Consider the following 17,474-nt stretch of genomic DNA (forward strand, 5'->3'; position numbering starts at 1 on the left):
TTATCGCGCGACGAGCGATTTCTTCAGAAACACCCGGGTTCGGCCAACAGGGAAATCCGGCAGTTCACCGAAGGCCGCATAGCCCTGACGCTCGTAGGCGCGCAGGGCCTGCGGGTTGAAGGTGTCGATCCAGGCGCTGTGGCAGCCGCGATTGCGCGCTTCGTCCTCGGCCGCCTGGAGCAACTTGCCGGCAAGCCCCTGTCCGCGAAGATCTTCCGGTAACCACAGCCATTGCACGAATAGCCAGCCCCAGCCCGTGTAGCCGTTCAGGCCGCCGCGGGCTCCCTGTGCCTCGAGGCCGCCGACAAGGACGGCGAGGGGGCGTCGCTCCGACGGGCCGACGTCGGCGGCGTTGAAGGCGGCAAGACCGTTGCCGATTGCTTCGATCGCCTCTGGCGGTGGGGCGTCGGTGACGACGAACATCGGCCTTTACCTTTCGACACGGCGCATGCTGAAGACATCCAGGCGGTCTTCGCCGACATCCGTCTCGTCGAGCTGCCAGCCGAGACGCTCGTAGAAGGCGCGCTTGCCCGAGAGGGCGCAAAGATGCACGGCTTCGGCGCCGGTATCGAGCGCCGCCTGCGCTGCCTTCAGCACGATGTCGCCGCCGATACCTGCCCCGCGGAACGGCGGATCGACCCAGACGGCAGCAACCCACGGCGTGAGATCCGGTCGCTCCTCAAGATCGGAGGCGATGACCGAGGCGGTGCCGACGAAACGGTCGCCGGCATGCGCCACCAGACACAGCGGCTCGGCATCGTCGGCAAGGCTCGCATGAAGCAGGCCGGTAATGTGTTCCAGCGGAAAGCCATGCGGTTCCCACCAGGCGCGCCAGACGCGGTCGGCCACGGCATCGAAGAAATGCGGTGCGTCGCGAAGGTCGCTGACGACCATGGTGCTGTCGCTCATCGTCCCTCGCGATACCAGGTGGCGGAAATCAGCAGCAGCAGCGCCGCAAGACCAAGGAAGCCGGTAAACAGCGGCACTGAATTGACGCCCTTCAGCACGGTTTCGTCGGTCATGCGGATCGAGAGCCGCTGGTCGTCTGCCGCTCGGATCGAGCCCCTGACCGGCAGAACCGTGGGCAGGTCGAGCGGTCCATCGGCACTTGCGAGGCGCCGCACGATGCCCTTGGTCTTTTCCGCCCAGGGACGCAGCTTGTCCTCGGTCGAGATCGCGGCCTTGAATTCCGGAGCGTTCGGGTCGCCGACATGGGCAAGAGCCGTGAGGTCGCCGTTCGACATCTCGAAGAGCCCGGTTTCCGTGGTGGCGACTTCGGCCGAGTAGAGGCCCGGCTGGCGTTCGGTCAGCTTGACGTCCTGCTTCCCGCCGGAGGGAGCGACCAGCGTCACCGGACCCGGATCGCCATCAATCGTCTGGCGGGTGATTTCGAGCGTCCGGCCGCGCGCGCGTGCCGTCAGCGCCTCTTCTTCGAGCGAGGGCTCCTGCATCAGCCAATGGGCGGTGCGGCGATAGAGCGACACGTGGGGTCCGCCGCCTTCGAAGCCGCGAGCCCAGAGCCAGCCCTGATCGGAGAGCAGCATGGCGACGCGGCCCTTGCCGACACGGTTGAGCACCAGCAGCGGTTTGCCGTCGGCCGCTTCCATGACCGTATGGCCCTGCGGTCGGTTGACGTCGACGGTGCGGAACCAGCGGCCCCAATGCGGCGGCTCGCTGTCGGAGCCTTCCAGACCGCGGGTCACCGGATGCTTCTTTCCTTCCTCCGACAGGCGCGGGAAGAAGGCCTTTTCGTTCATGACGCCCGTCGGCGCGGCCGGCAGCACTGCCTCAAGCGGTGTCGCTGCAATCGAATCGTCGCCGGCATGTTCGGGACCTGCCGCGATTAGCAGCGCGCCGCCGTTCTCCACATATTGCGCGATGTTGTCGTAGTAGAGGATCGGCAACAGACCGCGGTGCTGGTAGCGGTCGAGGATGATCAGATCGAACTCGTTGATCTTGTCGACGAAGAGTTCGCGCGTCGGGAAGGCGATCAGCGATAGCTCGTTGATCGGCGTGCCGTCCTGCTTTTCCTGCGGACGCAGAATGGTGAAATGTACGAGATCGACGGCCGCATCGGATTTCAAGAGGTTGCGCCAGGCGCGTTCGCCGGCATGCGGCTCGCCGGAGACCAAGAGCACGCGCAGGTTCTCGCGAATGCCGTCGAGCACGTGGACCGCGCGGTTGTTGGCCGTCGTTACTTCGCCGGGAACGGCGTCGACGGCGAATTCGAGCACGTTGTTGCCGCCGCGCGGAACGTTGAAGGCGAACGGCACGTCCGTGCCGGGCTCGGCCCGCTCGCGGGCGATCTCGTTGCCGTTGAGGCGGATCGTGACTTCGGCGCTGCCGCCGGGTGCCGCCCCGTCGTCGACCACCCGGAACGAGAGCTTCTGTTCCTCGCCGACGATGCCAAAGCGCGGCGGGTTGATCAGTTCGACACGCCGGTCGAATTCATCGGGCTTGCCGGTGATCAGCCCGTGCACGGGCGCGTCGAAACCGAGCGCGCGAGCGACATCGGGCACATCGTGGATCTGGCCATCGGTGACGAAAATGGCGCCGCCGATGCGCGCCGGGGGAACGTCAGACAGCGAGGAGGCAAGCGCGCCAAAGAGATTGGTCGACGGCGAGACATCTGCCGGATCGGTGTTTGCCTCGATGATGCGCGGCTCGATCAGCGGTATGGCCGCCAGCCGTTCCTTCAGGCCCTCGACGGCGCGATCGGTCTGCGCGGTGCGGTCGCCGTTCTGCTGGCTCTGGCTGCGGTCGACGACGACGGCGACGATGGTCGAGAGCGGATCGCGCAACTCCACGAAAATGGAGGGGTTGGCGATCGCCAGTCCGAGCGCTGCGAGTGCGGCCAGGCGCAGCCAGGCGCCGCGCACCTTCTGCCAGAGGCCAAAGGCGATGAACAGCGCCGCGATTGCGAGCAGCGGGACGAAGTAGATCCACGGGATCAGCGGGGCAAAGCCATAGGTCATCGATCGGCCCTCACTGTCCAAGCCTTTGCAGAAGGTCCGGCACGTGAACCTGATCGGCCTTGTAGTTGCCCGTCAGCATATACATCATGATGTTGACGCCGGCGCGGTAGGCATATTCGCGCTGCATCTCATCCGGCGGCACTGTCGGCAAGAGCGGCGCGCCGTTGACGTCAACGGCCCAGGCACCGGCAAAATCGTTGCCGGTGATCATGATCGGCGTGACGCCGTCGCCGCCGCGCACGGGGCGATTGCTGCGGTCTTCGTCGTCATTGGGGGCGGCCTCGACCCAGAGCTGGCTTTCCGCATAACGCCCGGGGAAGTTCGGAAGCAGATAGAAGGCCTTCGTCAGCACGTGGTCGGAGGGCACCGGCTCCAGCGGCGGAATGTCGAGCCCGCTCAGCATCGCCTGCAGGCGCTGCACGTTGGGACTGTCGCCGGCGTCCGACGGTGTCAGCGAGGAAAACTGGTCGCGCGTGTCGAAGAGCACGGTGCCGCCGTTGCGCATATAGGCGTCGATCCGGCTCATGACCCGGCTGCTCGGCATCGGGGCGGTGGCCGAAACCGGCCAGTAGATGATCGGATAGAAGGCCAGTTCGTCCTGTTCGAGGTCGACGCCGACGGGCGCTCCTGGTTCGAGCGCCGTCCGGTAGGTCAGATAGTTGCTGAGGCCGATGAGGCCCTGTTCGGAGAGGCGGTCGACCTCCTGCTCGCCGGTGATGACGTAGGCGAGATGGGTCGTGTCCAGCCGCTGCAGCGTCTGCTCGTCGCTCGGCTGGCTGTCCTGCGCATGTGCGATCGCCGGGGCGAGAGCGGCTACAAGGCCGAGCGTCGCAAGGCCAAGGGTTGCGACCAGTGCCGCGGCCGCGGCGCCGCGGCCTGCGCGCCGGCGCAGCCCGGTAAGACCGCCGGCCATGTAGAGAACGATCAGCGTATCGAGGACGAAGAGCGCCAGCGCCAGCCCGAAGAGGTAGGGTCGGATCGAGAAGGGCCGGGCGCCCTCCAGTCCTTCGGCCCGCGCTCCGACGAGATTGCCTGCAATCGGGGTGAGCTTGCCGCCGTCAGGCAGCAGATTGTTGGCGACGAAACCTTCCTCCGAGCCGTAGAGGCCGGGGGGCGTGTCGGCGGAAACGGTGGGCGCGATGCCGGGTGCGATTTCGAGCGGTCGAGCGCTGCCGGTGTCGCCGGTCAGTTCGCCGCGGGCGCTCACCAGGCGATAGGGGGGCAACGTCTGCGCCTTGCTTGGCTGATCGCCGGCAACGCCGCCGGCGCGCGACAGCTGGATGGAGCGGCGCAGCATGTCGACGAACGAGCCGGAGATCGGCAGGTTCGACCAGTTCGGATCGGCGCTCACGTGGAAGAGCACGATGCGGCCGCGGCCGCGCTCGGCGGTCGTCACCAGCGGTGTGCCGTCGGCGAGGTTGGCCCAGGTCCGCTCCGTGAGATCGGGTGTCGGTTGCGCCAGCACCTGGCGCTTTACCAGGACGTCACGCGGGCGTTCCAGTCCGGCAAAGGGGCTCGAGGACGGATAATCGGCAAGCGGCTGCGGTTCCGACCAGGAAAGCGCGCCGTCGAGCGTACGCTCGCCCTGCCGGAGCACGACCGGTACGAGCGGGTCGTCGGCGGGCGCGCTGGCGAGCCTCGGGCCGGCGAAGCGCACCAGCATGCCGCCATTTTCCAGCCAGCGCGTGACCAGCGGGTAGCTTTCGTCCGGCAGACGGCCGACGTCGGCCATGACGAGGATCGACGGATTTTGCGCCAGAAGCTCGGCGATTGCCTTGCCGACCGCCTCTTCGCGGGGTTCGATCAGGTCGGCATGCGGCTCGAGCGCGCGCTTGATGTAGTAGAGCGGCGAAAGCAGCGGCTGCGACTGATGAACCTCGCCGCTGAGCAGCGCGACCCGGCGGCGGCGGTTGCCGTCGTCGAGCAAGTGCAGGCCGCCGGCCGTCGCCTGGCCCTCGATCGTCAGACGTGCGAAGTCGTTGCGCAGCTCGAAGGGCGCCTTCAGCAAGGCATCCGCCGTCGTGGCGCCCGTCGCGAAGCGAAGCTCGCCCTCGGCGATCGCCGTGCCGCGAATGTCACGGGCAAGCACGTAATAGGCGCGTGGCTCGCCGAGCGGCAGGCGCGAGGCGGTAACCCGCATTCCGTCGGTTTCGTTGGTCGCTGCCGTCAGCGCGATGGCGCTTTCCGCATTGCCCTCGACCCGGCGGACATTCGTAGCGCCGAGCTCTGCGATCTGCTGCATCGTCCCGCCATTCGACGCTTCGATGCCGTCGCTGAGGAAGGCGAGGGTGCCGGGCGGAGAGCCGGCAAGCGCGGCCTTCATGGCAGCGAGTGCCCGCTCTCGGTCGGCCGGCAGCGGTTGCGGCTGGGCGGCGGCCAGGCGGTCGCGCGCCGCGGCGGCGGAAGCGGGCGTCGCGTCGTGCTGGCGGTCGGTGGTAAAGACGATCGAAACGGGAAGCTCCTTGGCTTCCGCGTCGTCGATCAGCGCAGCGGCGGCTTCGACCCGCTGGTTCCAGTCGGAGACCGTCGCCCAGCTGTTGTCGATGACGAGGGCAAGCGGACCGGCTGACGAAAGCGTGTTCTGCCGCGGGTTGATCACCGGATCGGCGATCGCAAGGATGAGGGCGGCGGCCATCAGCATGCGCAACAGCGTCAGCCACCACGGGCTTTGCGCCGGGGTCTCCTCACGCTTCATCACCGACGCGAGGATGCGCAGCGGCGGGAAGACTTCGGCCGACGGCCTTGGCGGCGTCATCCGCAGCAGCCACCAGATGACCGGCAGGGCAACCAGGGCGGCAAGGATGGCCGGATTGGTGAAGAGGAAGGCGAGGCCGCTCATAGCTGGCCTCCGTGGGTAGCGCGTCCCGGCATGCCGGAGAGATAGGTGTGCACGGCGACGAGCGCCTCGGAGGCGGGCCGGTCGGTCTTGTGCGGGGTGAAGGTCCAGCCGAGATGGCGCAGCGTCACGCCCAGCGTGTCGCGGCGGCCAATATAGGCGCGCTGATAGTCTTCACGCAGCACTTCGGCGCGGCCGGCGGTCAGCTTCTCGCCGGTCTCCGGGTCGGTGAATTCGGTCCGGCCGGAATAGGGAAACACTTCTTCGGCCGGGTCGGCGATCTCGACCACATGGCCGCGCAGGCCGCGTCTGGCCAGCGGGCCGAGGCGGTCCATGATCTTTTCGGCAGGATCGAGAAAATCGCCGATCAGCACGAGGTCGCTGGCGCTGCGGATCATTCCGGTTTCCGGCAGGCCCTCGGCAAGTGGGCTCAGCATGATGGCGGTCGCCAGCCGTTCGGCGGCGTTGCGCGCCGAGACCGGCTCCATGATGCCCGGGCAGCCGATGCGCTCGCCCGAGCGCGCGAGGATTTCGGCGAGCGCCAGCATCAGTACCAGCGCACGGCTCTCCTTGGACACGGTGCCGAGCTTCGACTTGTACATCATCGACGGCGAAAGATCGGCCCACAGCCAGATGGTGTGGGCGGCTTCCCATTCGCGGTCGCGCACGTAGGTATGGTCGTCACGGGCAGAACGCCGCCAGTCGATGCGCGACATGCTCTCGCCGTCCGAATAGGGCCGGAACTGCCAGAAATTCTCGCCGATGCCGCGCTTGCGCCGGCCATGCCAGCCGGAAATTACGGTGTTGGCGATCCGTCGCGCCTCGACCAGGCAATCGGGTACGAGCATGGCGCGCTGCTGCGCTCGTGAAAGCACTTCACTGGCGGGAGTACGCGAGACTATGTGCCCGACGGTGGCCATGCGTCAGCCTCTGGCCTGCTTCACCAGATCGGCGACGACGTCGCGCACGGTCATGCCTTCGGCGCGGGCGGCGAAGGTCAGCGCCATGCGGTGCTGAAGCACCGGTTCGGCCAGCGCCAGGATATCGTCGATCGAAGGCGCCAGACGACCGTCGTAGAGCGCGCGGGCACGGGCGCAGAGCATCAGCGCCTGGCCGGCGCGCGGGCCTGGCCCCCAGGCGACGTTCTTGTCGGTCGCGGCATTGCCGTTGCCGGGGCGAGCGGAGCGCACCAGCGAAAGGATCGCGTCGACCACCTTCTCACCGACCGGCATCTGGCGGATGAGGCTCTGGATCTGCAGCAGCCGCGCGGCATCGATGACCGGATGGGCGGTCGCTTCGCCGACACCTGTGGTTTCGAGCAGGATCTGCCGCTCGGCCGTTAGGTCCGGATAGCCGACGTCGACCTGCATCAGGAAGCGGTCGAGCTGCGCCTCGGGCAGGGGATAGGTGCCTTCCTGCTCCAGGGGGTTCTGGGTCGCGAGCACATGGAAGGGCGCCGGCAGGTCCTTGCGGGCGCCGGCAACCGTGATGTGGTACTCCTGCATGGCCTGCAACAGTGCCGATTGGGTGCGCGGCGAGGCGCGGTTGATTTCGTCGGCCATCAGCAACTGCGTGAAGATGGGGCCGGGAATGAAGCGGAACGAGCGATGGCCGGCCCCGTCCTGGTCCATCACTTCGGAACCGAGAATATCCGACGGCATCAGGTCGGGCGTGAACTGTACGCGGCTGGAATCGAGCCCCAGCACGGTGCCGAGCGTGGCGACGAGCTTCGTCTTGGCAAGGCCGGGAACGCCGACGAGCAGCGCGTGACCGCCGGAGAGCACCGCGAGCAGGGTCTGCTCGACGACGCTTTCCTGGCCGAAGATGACTTTGCCGACTTCCGCACGCACCCGGGCGATTTCGCCCAGCGCACTTTCGACCGCAGCGACAATCGCCTTCTCGTCGATCGCGTCAGCCGCGCCCTTCATCACACTCATGGTCATACTCCCCGGTCGCCCGTTGTTAAACCGAATCGCCCCTACAGCGCCGCGCGTCCTTATAGAGCGCGCCAGGCTCGCTGTAATATTGAGCCGCCGCATGACGCCTGTCCTTAGATCGATCCCGATTCAAGGAATCATGCGGTAGCCTGGATTTCAGTCGCCAAAATCCAATTTAGACCCTGCCGGACGGCTGACAAGTCGGCGCCGACGCACTATCTCGTGAGATATCAAAGGTCTCGATGCAAAATCGAGGTCAAACGGGACGGAACAATGGCAGAAGCCGAAATTCAGCAAACCGGCGATGCGGCCGGACTGGCGGCCCTGATTGCGCGTGCCGCCGGGCAGACTGGCGAAAAAGCGCGCGGCCTGCCACCGGTGGACCGCTGGAATCCGCCGTTTTGCGGTGACATCGACATGGAGATCCGCGCCGACGGAACCTGGTTCTATCTGGGCACGCCGATTGGCCGGCAGCCCTTGGTGCGGCTGTTTTCCACCGTTTTGCGCAAGGACGAGGATGGGCGCACCTATCTCGTCACGCCTGTGGAAAAGGTCGGCATCCGCATCGTCGATGCGCCCTTTGTCGCCGTCGAGATGAGCGTGACCGAGGGGGAGGAGGGGCAGGTCCTGACCTTCCGCACCAATGTCGGCGACGTGGTCGAAGCCGGGCCGGAGCATCCGCTGCGCTTCGTCATCCATGGCGAGAACCGCGAGCTGAAGCCTTACCTGCATGTGCGAGGGCGGCTGGAAGCCCTGGTGTCGCGGCCGGTCATGTATGACATCGTCGAGCTCGGCGAGACGGTTGCGATCGACGGCACCGAGATGTTCTGCGTGCGCTCGGGCGGTGCGGTCTTCCCGATCATGCCGGCAGCCGAGCTGGAAGCGCTTTCCCGATGAATGCACATCCCTTCTCAGCCGACGAGTTTCGTCGTCGGGCGCTGACCCAGATGGGTGGGCCGATCGAGACCTCCTGGCGCGAGCACGGCGACTTCCTGCTCAATCCGGGCATCGTGCCCTATCTGGAGACGCTGAAGCTGAAGGATGCCGCGGTCCTGGTGCCTGTTGTTGATGATGGCGACGATGCTACGGTTATCTTGACGCAGCGCACCACCAGCCTGCGCAAGCATTCCGGCCAGGTCGCCTTTCCGGGCGGTGCCGTGGACCCCGAAGACCGGTCGGTCGAAGTGGCGGCGTTGCGCGAGGCGCAGGAAGAGATCGGGCTCGATCCGCGCTTCGTCGAAACCATCGGCCGGCTTCCGCATTACATGGCCATGTCCGGTTTCCGCATCACCCCGGTGCTGGCGGTGGTCAAGCCGGGTTTCGAGCTCGTGCCCAACCCGGAAGAGGTCGAAAGCGTCTTCGAGGTGCCGCTGTCGTTCCTGATGAACCCCGGCAATCACGATCGCGGCAGTGGCCACTGGCAGGGCGAGGAACGGCATTTCTACCGGATGCCCTATGGCGGCCGCAACATCTGGGGTATCACCGCCGGAATTCTGCGCATGCTCTATGAAAGGCTTTATGCATGACCTCGGTTGCTGGCGAAGGCTGGTTCTCGACGCCGTCTCTGCGTCGCGTTTTCGATGTGCTCAATGTCGACGGCGGCGAAGTCCGGGTCGTCGGCGGCGCAGTGCGCAACAGCTTGATGGGCTTGCCGGCCGGCGATATCGACATGGCGACCACCTGGCGCCCCGACGAAGTCGCCGAGCGGGCGAAGGCAGCCGGCATCAAGGTGGTGCCGACCGGCATCGACCATGGCACGGTGACACTCGTCATCGACGGCACGCCCTATGAGGTCACGACGCTTCGCCGTGACGTTGCGACCGATGGCCGCCGTGCGGAAGTGGCCTTCGGCACCGACTGGAAGGCCGATGCCGAGCGGCGGGACTTCACCATCAACGCACTCTACGCCAACGACCGCGGCGAGGTCTTCGACGATGTCGGGGGGCTCGCCGACATCGAAACGCGGACGCTGCGCTTCATCGGCGATGCCAGCGAGCGTGTCGCCGAGGACTATCTGCGCATCCTGCGCTTCTTCCGCTTCTTCGCCCATTACGGCCGCGGCCGGCCGGATGCCGACGGTTTGCGTGCCTGTGCCCGTGCGCGCTCGAAGCTTGCAACGCTTTCGGCCGAGCGGGTCTGGGCGGAAACGAAGAAGCTGCTTTCGGCCGATGATCCCGGCCGCGCGCTGCTCTGGATGCGCCAGGCCGGCGTGCTCACCGAAATCCTGCCGGAAACCGAGAAATGGGGCATCGACGCAATCCCGGAACTCGTTGCCGCCGAGCGGGCCTTCGGCTGGAAGCCGGACCCGCTTCTGCGCCTTTCCGCGATCGTGCCGCCGGATGAGGAGCGTCTGGAGGCGATGGCAGAGCGTCTGCGTGTCTCGAAGGCGGAGGCTGCCTATTTCAGCCGCTGGGCGAAGGCGCCTGCGGTCCCGGCGACGACCGTCGACACGGCATTCGATCGGCTGCTCTATCGTCATGGCGTGGAAGGGATCGTCGTAAGACTGCGACTGGCGCTCTCAACAGCGCGGCGCAAGTCGGAAGGCGACCCGGCGTTTTTGTCCGAGACCGCTTCGCTGCGGCGGCTCCTGGCGCGGGCCGAGGCCTTCAAGCGGCCAAGCTTCCCGCTGAATGGCGGTGACGTGCTGAAGGCCGGCGTGCCGGCCGGCCCGCGTGTGGGGGAAATCCTCGGCGAACTCGAAAATGTCTGGATCGAGCGCAACTTCAATCTCGACCGGGCAAACCTCGTCGCCCGGCTCGAAGCCATGGTGCAGCCGTCCTGATCAGGCCGCCTTGGCCGGACGGCTTAAGCCGCCTTGGCCGGACGGCTAGGCCGCCTTGGACTCGTCGGTGATCCGGGCCTTGATGTTGTCGATCATATTTTCGCGGATGACGGTCTCGCCATGCGTTTCACGCATGTGGTCGACGACGCGGCGCACGATTTCGGCATCGTTGTCGGCGCGGGTGTGCCATTCGCAACCCGGGACGAGGGAACCGCATTCAAACAGGCGCATGGTTGCTTCCTTCCCTGTGTAAGTTTGATGCGAGAGCGCGGCGCGCCGGTCGGGCGACCGCACGGTCAGAGTAGCATCAACCCCCGGCACGGCCAATTGTTCCCGCCGAACGCGCGACAAGAAACCGTTATAGACAAGCGGGCCGATGGTGTTATGGGTTTGCGGTAACAAGAGACGCAAAGGCCCTTTTGCCCATGACCTCCACCGTTCAATCGGAACTGATTGCCGCCATCCGGAACATTCCTGACTATCCGAAGCCGGGCGTGATGTTTCGCGATATCACCACGTTGCTCGGCAATCCGCGCGCCTTTCGCCGCGCGATCGACGAACTGGTGCATCCCTATGCCGGCACCAAGATCGACAAGATCGCCGGCATCGAGGCGCGTGGCTTCATCCTCGGTGGTGCGATCGCGCATCAGCTCTCGTCGGGCTTCGTGCCGATCCGCAAGAAGGGCAAGCTGCCGCACGACACCGTACGTATCGCCTACAGCCTGGAGTATGGCGTCGACGAGATGGAGATGCACAAGGATGCGATCCAGCCAGGCGAAAAGGTGATCCTGGTCGACGACTTGATCGCGACCGGCGGTACGGCGGAAGCGGCCACCAAGCTCCTGAAGCAGATGGGCGCCGAGATCGTCGCCGCCTGTTTCGTCATCGACCTGCCTGAACTCGGCGGGCGCAAGAAACTCGAAGCGCTCGGCGTCAATGTCCGCACGCTGATCGAGTTCGAGGGCCACTGATCGGTCGTTGCGGGATGGGTGCGGAGAACCGCGCCCTTCCTTTGGCCTACATGCGGTTGATCGTCCGCAGCATCAATTGCACTTCGCGCTGGGCTGCCGGCGACAATGTCTCCACTTCGGTGAGCCAGAATTTTTCGGCTTCCGGCGGCTCGTCTTCCCAGCTTCTGACCGATGTTTCGTTATCATCGATGACGACGCGACGGTGACCGCCAAGACGCAGATATTCGTCCGCCAGTTCGCGGGCGTGGGTTTTTTCCATAGCCGCTCCTCCGCTAGCAATGGTCGCTGCCCGCAAGCCGCTTGAGCGCGGCCAAGGGCGCGCAACCTTTATCCCGAGAGTGTACACCCGGCGAAAGGCGATTTTAAGAAATGATGGTGTTTGGCCGGTTTCGTCCGGTCAGACGAACTCGATGACCTTGCTCTCGAAACGGATCACCGCTTCGCCGTGCTGGTTTTCGCCTTCGCACAGGATCGTGTTGACCCGCCAGCCGGGCTTTGAAGCAAGCGACCGGCTTTCAAGAAACGTGACGAAGTAGGTGACCGTGTCGTCGGCATAGACGGGCTTCAGCCATTTCAGGTCACGAAATCCGGGCGAGGGGCCGAGGTTCGGCGCCTTCAGGCCTTCGGCGGTAAGCCGGCGTTGCTCGTTTCGCCAGAACTTGACGAAGCACTGCATCCACCCGGCGCAGGTATGCCAGCCCGAGGCACAAAGGCCGCCAAACAGCGAATGCCGCGCCGCTTCCGCATCGAGATGGAAGGGTTGGGGGTCGAAGTCGGTGGCAAACCGGATGATGTCCTCGGCCGTAAAGGTCAGGCTGCCGATCACGGTCCGGCTCTTGGCCGCGTAGAATTCTTCCATCGTCATCATCAGGCTTTGCCCTTGTCGCGGCAGCGAAAGAGAACCGAGCATTCGGAAACCGCCACGGGTTCACCGGCCTGGTTATTGATTTCGTTTCGGAATTTGACGATGCCGAGATCGGGTTTCGACTTCGAACGGCGCGCCTCCAGCACGAGGCTGAAGCCCGAGAGCACGTCGCCGGCAATGACCGGCTTCCTCCAATCCATGAAATCGATGCCGGGCGAGCCCTGGGACGTGGAATTTCCCATGAAGGCATCGAGCATCATGCGCATGCCGATGGCGCTGGTGTGCCAGCCGGAGGCGGCGAGACCACCAAGAATGCTGCGTTTTCCCGCTTCCTCGTCGAGGTGCATCGGCTGCTGATCGAATTCCTGGGCAAACGCGATCATCTCCGGTGGCTTCATCTCGACCGGCTTGTAGTCGAACCGCCGGCCTTCGGAAAAATCCTCGAAGTAGAGCATGCTTGCCTTGTCCCGTCTGATTTGTTGCCGCATTACCTACTGCATAATTTCCGGAAGCGGAATCGATTTGCGCGGAGATGCGCAACATCGCGGGTCCCCGCGGCGTTTCGCGGTTGCGCTTGGCTCTTGTCCATGCAACCAGCTGATAATCCGTCCCATCCGCTCGTGTCTTGATTGAGGAAAGCGCGTGACCGAACTGAACAGAGCGCTCGCGGGCGCAGCCGAAAAAGGCATCATATCCGCGCATCAGGTGCGCGATCTCGAAGTCTATCTGGCTGATCGCGGCTTCCGTTTCGGACCGGCGGCATCGGATGCCGCGGCCGACAGGGCCGACGCCGCGCTCGATGCGCGGGCGGCGGAAGACAGCGAACAGCCGCGCTTCATCAGAGGCTTTCACGACATCCTGATCACCATCGGCATCGTGGTCGTGCTCATCGGCCTGTGGGGCCTGACCGGTCCGCTTGCAACGCTGCCGGTCATTCTCGTGCTTGCGGAAATTCTCGTGCGGCGCCAGCGTCTGGCGCTGCCTTCGGTGGTGCTGACGCTCGCGCTCGTCCATTGGGTCGCAATGACGTCGATGTGGCTGGTGGACGATCATGAGGACAGTTGGCACCCGCTTACCTTCACCCTGGTCTACGTTGCTACCTTCCCGATCCCGCTGGCGCTGTTCTACTGGCGCTATCGCGTTCCGCTTGCGCTGGCCGGTCTGGTGCTGTCGATCGCGCTCACCTGCGTGGTGGCGGTCCTGCTCGCATTCGAGAGGGCCCTCGGTATCGACGTGGCCAACCCCGATTACGTCCTGCTGCTTCCATTGACCCTGCTCGTCGGGGCACTGGTTGTCTTCGCGATCGCCATGCGCTACGACGTTTCGGACCCGCAGCGGCTCACCACCCGTTCGGACATCGCCTTCTGGCTGCATCTCGCAGCCGCGCCGGCTCTGCTTTACTCGCTGATGGGACTGGTGTTCCTGGTCAATGGCGGTGCAACGTGGTGGGACGGACAGGCGAGCTTCAATCAGGCCGCTTCCGCCATTGTGATCGTCGCCGTGTTCATGCTGGTCGGGCTCGTCATCAACCGCCGCGCCTTCGTCACATCGGGGCTGTTGTCGCTGGGCGGCGCGATCTGGACCGTGCTGAGCAAGACCAATGCATCGCTCGACAGTTACGTCTTCATCGCCCTTGCGGTCGTCGGGGTAACGGTCTTGTTCATCGGCATTTTCTGGCAGCGGCTGCGCCGCATGGTCATCGACCTCTTGCCGGAAACGATAACGGCGCGGTTGCATGCCGCGCCGTAGTATCAAGTTCTGATGCGCTCCGATCCCGCGCCTTGAGTGCGGGATCAGACCGACAGGTCTTACGTGTTGAAGCGGAAGTGGATGACGTCGCCGTCCTGGACGACGTATTCCTTGCCTTCGTCGCGGGCCTTGCCGGCTTCCTTGGCGCCCACTTCGCCGCCAAGTGCGATGTAGTCTTCAAAGGCAATGGTGTTGGCGCGGATGAAGCCGCGCTCGAAGTCCGTGTGGATGACGCCGGCGGCCTGCGGAGCCTTGGTGCCGCGCTGGATTGTCCAGGCGCGCGTTTCCTTGGGGCCGACGGTGAAATAGGTGATGAGGTCGAGCAGCTTGTAGCCGGCACGGATCAGTCGGTCGAGACCGGCTTCTTCGAGACCGAGCGCGCTCAGGAACTCCTTGGCTTCTTCTTCCGGCAGTTGCGCCACTTCCGACTCGATGGCAGCGGAGATCACGACGCTTTCCGCCCCTTGCGCCTTGGCCATTTCGGCCACCGCGCGCGTGTGTTCGTTGCCGTCGACGGCATCGCTTTCCGCGACGTTGCAGACATAGAGAACCGGATGGGCGGTCAGGAGGTTGAGCCCCTGCAGGATGCGCAGTTCTTCGGCATCGAGCGTCGAAAGCAGCGTGCGGACCGGCTTGCCGTCCTGCAGAAGCTTCAGCGAGGCTTCCATGATCGGAAGCTGTGCCATCGAATCCTTGTCCTTGCCGCCGGCGCGCTTGCGGGTCTGCTCGGTGCGGCGCTCGAGGCTGTCGAGGTCGGCGAGCATCAGCTCGGTCTCGATCGTCTCGGCATCGGCGACCGGATTGATGCGGCCTTCGACGTGGGTGATGTCGTCATCCTCGAAGCAGCGCAGCACGTGAACCACGGCGTCCACTTCGCGGATGTTGGCGAGGAACTGGTTGCCGAGGCCTTCGCCCTTCGATGCGCCGCGCACCAGGCCGGCGATATCGACGAAGGAGATGCGCGTCGGGATGATTTCCTTCGACTTCGCGATGTCGGCCAGCTTGCGCATGCGCGGATCCGGCACCGCCACTTCGCCGGTGTTCGGCTCGATGGTGCAGAAGGGATAGTTGGCCGCTTGCGCCGCTGCCGTCTTGGTGAGTGCGTTGAAGAGCGTGGACTTGCCGACGTTCGGCAGTCCGACAATACCGCATTTGAAGCCCATGGGGTCTCGTCCGTATCTTAAAATTCCGTTGGCGTGGCTATGCGGGAAGGGCGCTCCCCGGTCAAGGGCGCAGGCCCTGTTCACGGTAAATAAGGGGTCGAGGCCGTTGAACGCGTGCTCTTCGGGCCGCATATGCGCTCGGATTTCCGCCGGCCCTGTTCGGCGGCCAAGAAATTGAGGAGCCCCGCATTGATCGACCAGAAGTTCTTGTTTCCGCGCGTGCCGGTTGCCGTCGTCGATATTGGCGACACACTCGAGGCGCTGTTGATCCGCGCGACGCTCGAAAGCATGGGCGCCGTCGTCACGCTGCATCTGCCGGGGACACCAGGCGATTTCCTGACCTTGCTCGCTGGCGGCGAGCTCGTTCACCAGCACCTGATCATTTCCGGCCACGGCGACGGGAACGGCTTCGTCTTTGGCGAATACATCGAGGAAATCGACACCTCGATGCTCATCGAGGGCAGCCTGCCGCCCGCCGTTATCGCCGAACATGCCAGGCTTGACGGCAAGATCGTGCTCAGCACCTGCTGCGAGACCGGTAGCAAGCGCTATGGCGATGCCTTTGTCAAAAAGGGAGGGGCGGCCCTCTACGTTGCGCCTGACGGTTCGCCGGAGGGGGCGGACGCCCCGCTTTTCGTGCATTGCTTCTTCCATGCGCTGCTGGCGCGCAAGCAAGAGGCAAGGGCGGCGCTGGAAAAAGCCCGCTCCTATGACGAAGCAGCAGCGATGTTCGTCGGCCATTGGGGGAGGCGCTGATCTCCGCCTGCGTCCGTGCGCTTGCTTTTGCTTGATCGGCACCTGCGCCCGTAGGATAGTGCGCCTTCGGCGCCGGTGCGTCTGACGGTGCGCCGAGGCGGTTCTGCCCCGCGGTGGTGCCGGCCAATCTGTCATCAACGGGGTGGTTCCGATGAGTGACAACGAGGTTGCCAGAAAAGTCAAAGTGAGGGTGAAGCCGAAGCTCGATCGGCCGAAGCTTTACAGGGTCATGCTGCTCAACGACGATTACACGCCGCGCGAGTTCGTCGTCGGCGTGCTCAAGGCCGTGTTCCATATGAGCGAGGAGGCGGGCTACCGGGTGATGATGACGGCCCACAAGATGGGGAGCTGCGTGGTGGTCGTCTGCGCCCGCGACATCGCCGAAACCAAGGCCAAGGAAGCAACCGATCTCGCCAAGGAAGCGGGTTTCCCGCTGCTTTTCACCACCGAGCCAGAGGACTAGCAGGCCTCATGAATAGTGAGTGGCGGCCGGAGAACTGCCCCGCGGCCATCGGCCTGCCTCATGGCTTCCTGTGCAGGCGAAGCGGCTTGCTCGCTTCGCGCTCGATCGTGCCCTTGGCTTCGAGATCGAGCTGTACAGCCTTTAGCCACCAGCCCGCCTTCGCTCCGCCGGGGAAAAGGTCCTGCGGCAGCAACGGCAGCAGCTGCTCCTTCGCGTCCGCCACGCTCAGGCCCGGTGCTGAGGGCGGCAGCACCGCGAGCAGGGCTTCACGCATCGCCTCGTATTTCACCCGGTCGACGCGGTACTTGTGGCCGGGCGAGACGATGTTTTCGATCTCGATCTTCTCAGCCTGGGATGCCATTGGCCTCGCCTTTCACATAGTCGATCTTCGGCGCCTTGAATCCCATCGCCGCCCAGGCGGTCAAAAGCCGCCACATGAAGCGGCCCGAATGTGTCTTGTAGCTCGGCAGCGTGTCGGCAAACTCGACGCCGGCCTTGCGATCCTTCGTCATCGTGCGCATTTCGAGCGGCGGCTGTTCGTCCGGGGCAAAACGCTGATTGTAGACGCTCAGCCAGTGACCGCCCTTGAATTCCAGGAATATGGCCGAGTTGCAGCAGCTGGCGATGACCCGGCGCGTCGGCGCTTCCGGCGTCAGCCGGTGTTCGCGCAGAAGGTCGCTGCCCCTGACGCAGCGGATCCGGTCCTTGCGATAGAGCGCAAACCGCGTCGAGCCGTCGGCTTCCATGACCGGCGACGCCTCCGGCAAGGCCTCGAAACGCTCGCCGGCGGTGCGGCAACTGGTGCAGTAGCAGGCGGCGCCGACGATCGGCTCGCCGGCGGCTTCAAAGGCAACTAACCCGCAGCGGCAGGCGGCAATGCGATGTCTTTCCTGTGGTTTGGCCATGGCCATCTCCTGATCCGACTTCGCGAACTAGACTGGACCGTCCAGTTTGATTTGTCAATCCGACTGGCCTAT

The 17,474-nt window shown here is 64.9% G+C and carries 20 protein-coding genes; 7 read left to right on the forward strand and 13 right to left on the reverse strand.

All coding sequences use genetic code 11. The annotated features are described in order from the left end of the window. From IB272_RS16650 to IB272_RS16675, 6 genes are read right to left on the reverse strand one after another with little or no spacing between them, the layout of a single operon-like run. Entirely contained in the window at positions 1-423 is a 423-nt protein-coding gene (locus IB272_RS16650; RefSeq protein WP_060581739.1) for a GNAT family N-acetyltransferase, read from the reverse strand. 6 nt (positions 424-429) lie between these two features. Then, on the reverse strand, positions 430-909 hold the full coding sequence (locus tag IB272_RS16655) for a GNAT family N-acetyltransferase (RefSeq protein WP_162733068.1): 480 nt from the start codon (positions 907-909) through the stop codon (positions 430-432). After that, the gene (locus IB272_RS16660) at positions 906-2,975 is read right to left on the reverse strand and encodes a hypothetical protein (RefSeq protein WP_089045009.1); all 2,070 of its coding nucleotides are present in this window, start codon (positions 2,973-2,975) and stop codon (positions 906-908) included. The genes IB272_RS16655 and IB272_RS16660 overlap by 4 nt, the downstream gene beginning before the upstream one ends. Positions 2,976-2,985: 10 nt before the next feature. Next, positions 2,986-5,814 carry a DUF4159 domain-containing protein gene (locus IB272_RS16665; protein WP_192444572.1) on the reverse strand — a complete coding sequence of 943 codons (2,829 nt, stop codon included), beginning with the start codon at positions 5,812-5,814 and terminating at the stop codon, positions 2,986-2,988. Continuing rightward, positions 5,811-6,731 carry a DUF58 domain-containing protein gene (locus IB272_RS16670; RefSeq protein ID WP_034788827.1) on the reverse strand — a complete coding sequence of 307 codons (921 nt, stop codon included), beginning with the start codon at positions 6,729-6,731 and terminating at the stop codon, positions 5,811-5,813. Before IB272_RS16670 ends, IB272_RS16665 begins: the two co-directional genes overlap by 4 nt. A gap of 3 nt (positions 6,732-6,734) precedes the next feature. After that, on the reverse strand, positions 6,735-7,748 hold the full coding sequence (locus tag IB272_RS16675; RefSeq protein WP_060581744.1) for a MoxR family ATPase: 1,014 nt from the start codon (positions 7,746-7,748) through the stop codon (positions 6,735-6,737). A 273-nt stretch (positions 7,749-8,021) separates the two neighbouring features. On the opposite strand from IB272_RS16675, the gene IB272_RS16680 reads away from it, so the two are divergent. The 3 genes from IB272_RS16680 to IB272_RS16690 are packed head-to-tail and all read left to right on the forward strand — an operon-like array spanning position 8,022 to position 10,530. Further along, positions 8,022-8,645 (forward strand): DUF1285 domain-containing protein, encoded by a 624-nt coding sequence (locus IB272_RS16680; protein WP_034788824.1) that lies wholly within the window; start codon positions 8,022-8,024, stop codon positions 8,643-8,645. Continuing rightward, the gene (locus tag IB272_RS16685; protein WP_034788821.1) at positions 8,642-9,274 is read left to right on the forward strand and encodes a CoA pyrophosphatase; all 633 of its coding nucleotides are present in this window, start codon (positions 8,642-8,644) and stop codon (positions 9,272-9,274) included. Before IB272_RS16680 ends, IB272_RS16685 begins: the two co-directional genes overlap by 4 nt. After that, positions 9,271-10,530, forward strand: coding sequence for a CCA tRNA nucleotidyltransferase (locus IB272_RS16690; protein ID WP_060581746.1), 1,260 nt, complete (start codon positions 9,271-9,273; stop codon positions 10,528-10,530). Before IB272_RS16685 ends, IB272_RS16690 begins: the two co-directional genes overlap by 4 nt. Positions 10,531-10,575: 45 nt before the next feature. Here IB272_RS16690 and IB272_RS16695 read toward each other — a convergent pair whose 3' ends face one another. Continuing rightward, positions 10,576-10,761, reverse strand: coding sequence for a DUF1059 domain-containing protein (locus IB272_RS16695; RefSeq protein WP_034788815.1), 186 nt, complete (start codon positions 10,759-10,761; stop codon positions 10,576-10,578). Positions 10,762-10,955: 194 nt separating this feature from the next. Here IB272_RS16695 and IB272_RS16700 point away from each other — a divergent pair, with 194 nt between their 5' ends. Beyond that, entirely contained in the window at positions 10,956-11,501 is a 546-nt protein-coding gene (locus IB272_RS16700) for an adenine phosphoribosyltransferase (RefSeq protein WP_034788812.1), read from the forward strand. 46 nt (positions 11,502-11,547) lie between these two features. On the opposite strand, the gene IB272_RS16705 is transcribed toward IB272_RS16700, so the two are convergent. From IB272_RS16705 to IB272_RS16715, 3 genes are all read right to left on the reverse strand, one after another. After that, complete coding sequence (locus IB272_RS16705; RefSeq protein WP_060518722.1) at positions 11,548-11,760, reverse strand: hypothetical protein; 213 nt, start codon at positions 11,758-11,760, stop codon at positions 11,548-11,550. A 138-nt stretch (positions 11,761-11,898) separates the two neighbouring features. After that, complete coding sequence (locus IB272_RS16710) at positions 11,899-12,369, reverse strand: MaoC family dehydratase (RefSeq protein ID WP_113136094.1); 471 nt, start codon at positions 12,367-12,369, stop codon at positions 11,899-11,901. Beyond that, on the reverse strand, positions 12,369-12,821 hold the full coding sequence (locus tag IB272_RS16715; protein ID WP_060518721.1) for a MaoC family dehydratase: 453 nt from the start codon (positions 12,819-12,821) through the stop codon (positions 12,369-12,371). Before IB272_RS16715 ends, IB272_RS16710 begins: the two co-directional genes overlap by 1 nt. A 187-nt stretch (positions 12,822-13,008) precedes the next feature. Here IB272_RS16715 and IB272_RS16720 point away from each other — a divergent pair, with 187 nt between their 5' ends. Further along, the gene (locus tag IB272_RS16720; RefSeq protein WP_348646791.1) at positions 13,009-14,115 is read left to right on the forward strand and encodes a hypothetical protein; all 1,107 of its coding nucleotides are present in this window, start codon (positions 13,009-13,011) and stop codon (positions 14,113-14,115) included. 59 nt (positions 14,116-14,174) lie between these two features. Here the strand turns inward: IB272_RS16720 and ychF are convergent, their stop codons facing one another. Beyond that, entirely contained in the window at positions 14,175-15,278 is a 1,104-nt protein-coding gene (gene ychF / locus IB272_RS16725) for a redox-regulated ATPase YchF (RefSeq protein ID WP_034788804.1), read from the reverse strand. Positions 15,279-15,467: 189 nt separating this feature from the next. Between ychF and IB272_RS16730 the strand changes: the two genes are divergently transcribed. Both IB272_RS16730 and clpS read left to right on the forward strand, forming a co-directional pair. Continuing rightward, positions 15,468-16,034, forward strand: coding sequence for a hypothetical protein (locus IB272_RS16730; protein ID WP_060581748.1), 567 nt, complete (start codon positions 15,468-15,470; stop codon positions 16,032-16,034). A 151-nt stretch (positions 16,035-16,185) separates the two neighbouring features. Next, positions 16,186-16,497: an ATP-dependent Clp protease adapter ClpS gene (gene clpS, locus IB272_RS16735; protein WP_034788786.1), complete on the forward strand. Its 312-nt coding sequence runs from the start codon at positions 16,186-16,188 to the stop codon at positions 16,495-16,497. Between the two features lie 58 nt (positions 16,498-16,555). Here the strand turns inward: clpS and IB272_RS16740 are convergent, their stop codons facing one another. Next, entirely contained in the window at positions 16,556-16,858 is a 303-nt protein-coding gene (locus IB272_RS16740) for a hypothetical protein (protein ID WP_060581749.1), read from the reverse strand. Continuing rightward, positions 16,842-17,402: a hypothetical protein gene (locus tag IB272_RS16745; RefSeq protein WP_246810367.1), complete on the reverse strand. Its 561-nt coding sequence runs from the start codon at positions 17,400-17,402 to the stop codon at positions 16,842-16,844. Before IB272_RS16745 ends, IB272_RS16740 begins: the two co-directional genes overlap by 17 nt. Positions 17,403-17,474 lie beyond the last annotated feature (72 nt).

Origin of the sequence: Ensifer sp. ENS08 (assembly GCF_014852195.1) — a bacterium.
GTDB lineage: Bacteria > Pseudomonadota > Alphaproteobacteria > Rhizobiales > Rhizobiaceae > Ensifer > Ensifer adhaerens.

What these genes read in the sequence shown, in the direction of transcription:
- IB272_RS16660 (WP_089045009.1), bottom strand. Translation starts at nt 2,975, where the DNA reads ATGACCTATGGCTTTGCCCCGCTGATCCCGTGGATCTACTTCGTCCCG.
- IB272_RS16745 (WP_246810367.1), bottom strand. Translation starts at nt 17,402, where the DNA reads ATGGCCAAACCACAGGAAAGACATCGCATTGCCGCCTGCCGCTGCGGG.
- IB272_RS16715 (WP_060518721.1), bottom strand. Translation starts at nt 12,821, where the DNA reads ATGCTCTACTTCGAGGATTTTTCCGAAGGCCGGCGGTTCGACTACAAG.
- IB272_RS16705 (WP_060518722.1), bottom strand. Translation starts at nt 11,760, where the DNA reads ATGGAAAAAACCCACGCCCGCGAACTGGCGGACGAATATCTGCGTCTT.
- IB272_RS16675 (WP_060581744.1), bottom strand. Translation starts at nt 7,748, where the DNA reads ATGAGTGTGATGAAGGGCGCGGCTGACGCGATCGACGAGAAGGCGATT.
- IB272_RS16665 (WP_192444572.1), bottom strand. Translation starts at nt 5,814, where the DNA reads ATGAGCGGCCTCGCCTTCCTCTTCACCAATCCGGCCATCCTTGCCGCC.
- IB272_RS16710 (WP_113136094.1), bottom strand. Translation starts at nt 12,369, where the DNA reads ATGATGACGATGGAAGAATTCTACGCGGCCAAGAGCCGGACCGTGATC.
- IB272_RS16670 (WP_034788827.1), bottom strand. Translation starts at nt 6,731, where the DNA reads ATGGCCACCGTCGGGCACATAGTCTCGCGTACTCCCGCCAGTGAAGTG.
- IB272_RS16680 (WP_034788824.1), top strand. Translation starts at nt 8,022, where the DNA reads ATGGCAGAAGCCGAAATTCAGCAAACCGGCGATGCGGCCGGACTGGCG.
- IB272_RS16655 (WP_162733068.1), bottom strand. Translation starts at nt 909, where the DNA reads ATGAGCGACAGCACCATGGTCGTCAGCGACCTTCGCGACGCACCGCAT.
- IB272_RS16740 (WP_060581749.1), bottom strand. Translation starts at nt 16,858, where the DNA reads ATGGCATCCCAGGCTGAGAAGATCGAGATCGAAAACATCGTCTCGCCC.
- clpS (WP_034788786.1), top strand. Translation starts at nt 16,186, where the DNA reads ATGAGTGACAACGAGGTTGCCAGAAAAGTCAAAGTGAGGGTGAAGCCG.
- IB272_RS16695 (WP_034788815.1), bottom strand. Translation starts at nt 10,761, where the DNA reads ATGCGCCTGTTTGAATGCGGTTCCCTCGTCCCGGGTTGCGAATGGCAC.
- IB272_RS16650 (WP_060581739.1), bottom strand. Translation starts at nt 423, where the DNA reads ATGTTCGTCGTCACCGACGCCCCACCGCCAGAGGCGATCGAAGCAATC.
- IB272_RS16700 (WP_034788812.1), top strand. Translation starts at nt 10,956, where the DNA reads ATGACCTCCACCGTTCAATCGGAACTGATTGCCGCCATCCGGAACATT.
- ychF (WP_034788804.1), bottom strand. Translation starts at nt 15,278, where the DNA reads ATGGGCTTCAAATGCGGTATTGTCGGACTGCCGAACGTCGGCAAGTCC.
- IB272_RS16685 (WP_034788821.1), top strand. Translation starts at nt 8,642, where the DNA reads ATGAATGCACATCCCTTCTCAGCCGACGAGTTTCGTCGTCGGGCGCTG.
- IB272_RS16690 (WP_060581746.1), top strand. Translation starts at nt 9,271, where the DNA reads ATGACCTCGGTTGCTGGCGAAGGCTGGTTCTCGACGCCGTCTCTGCGT.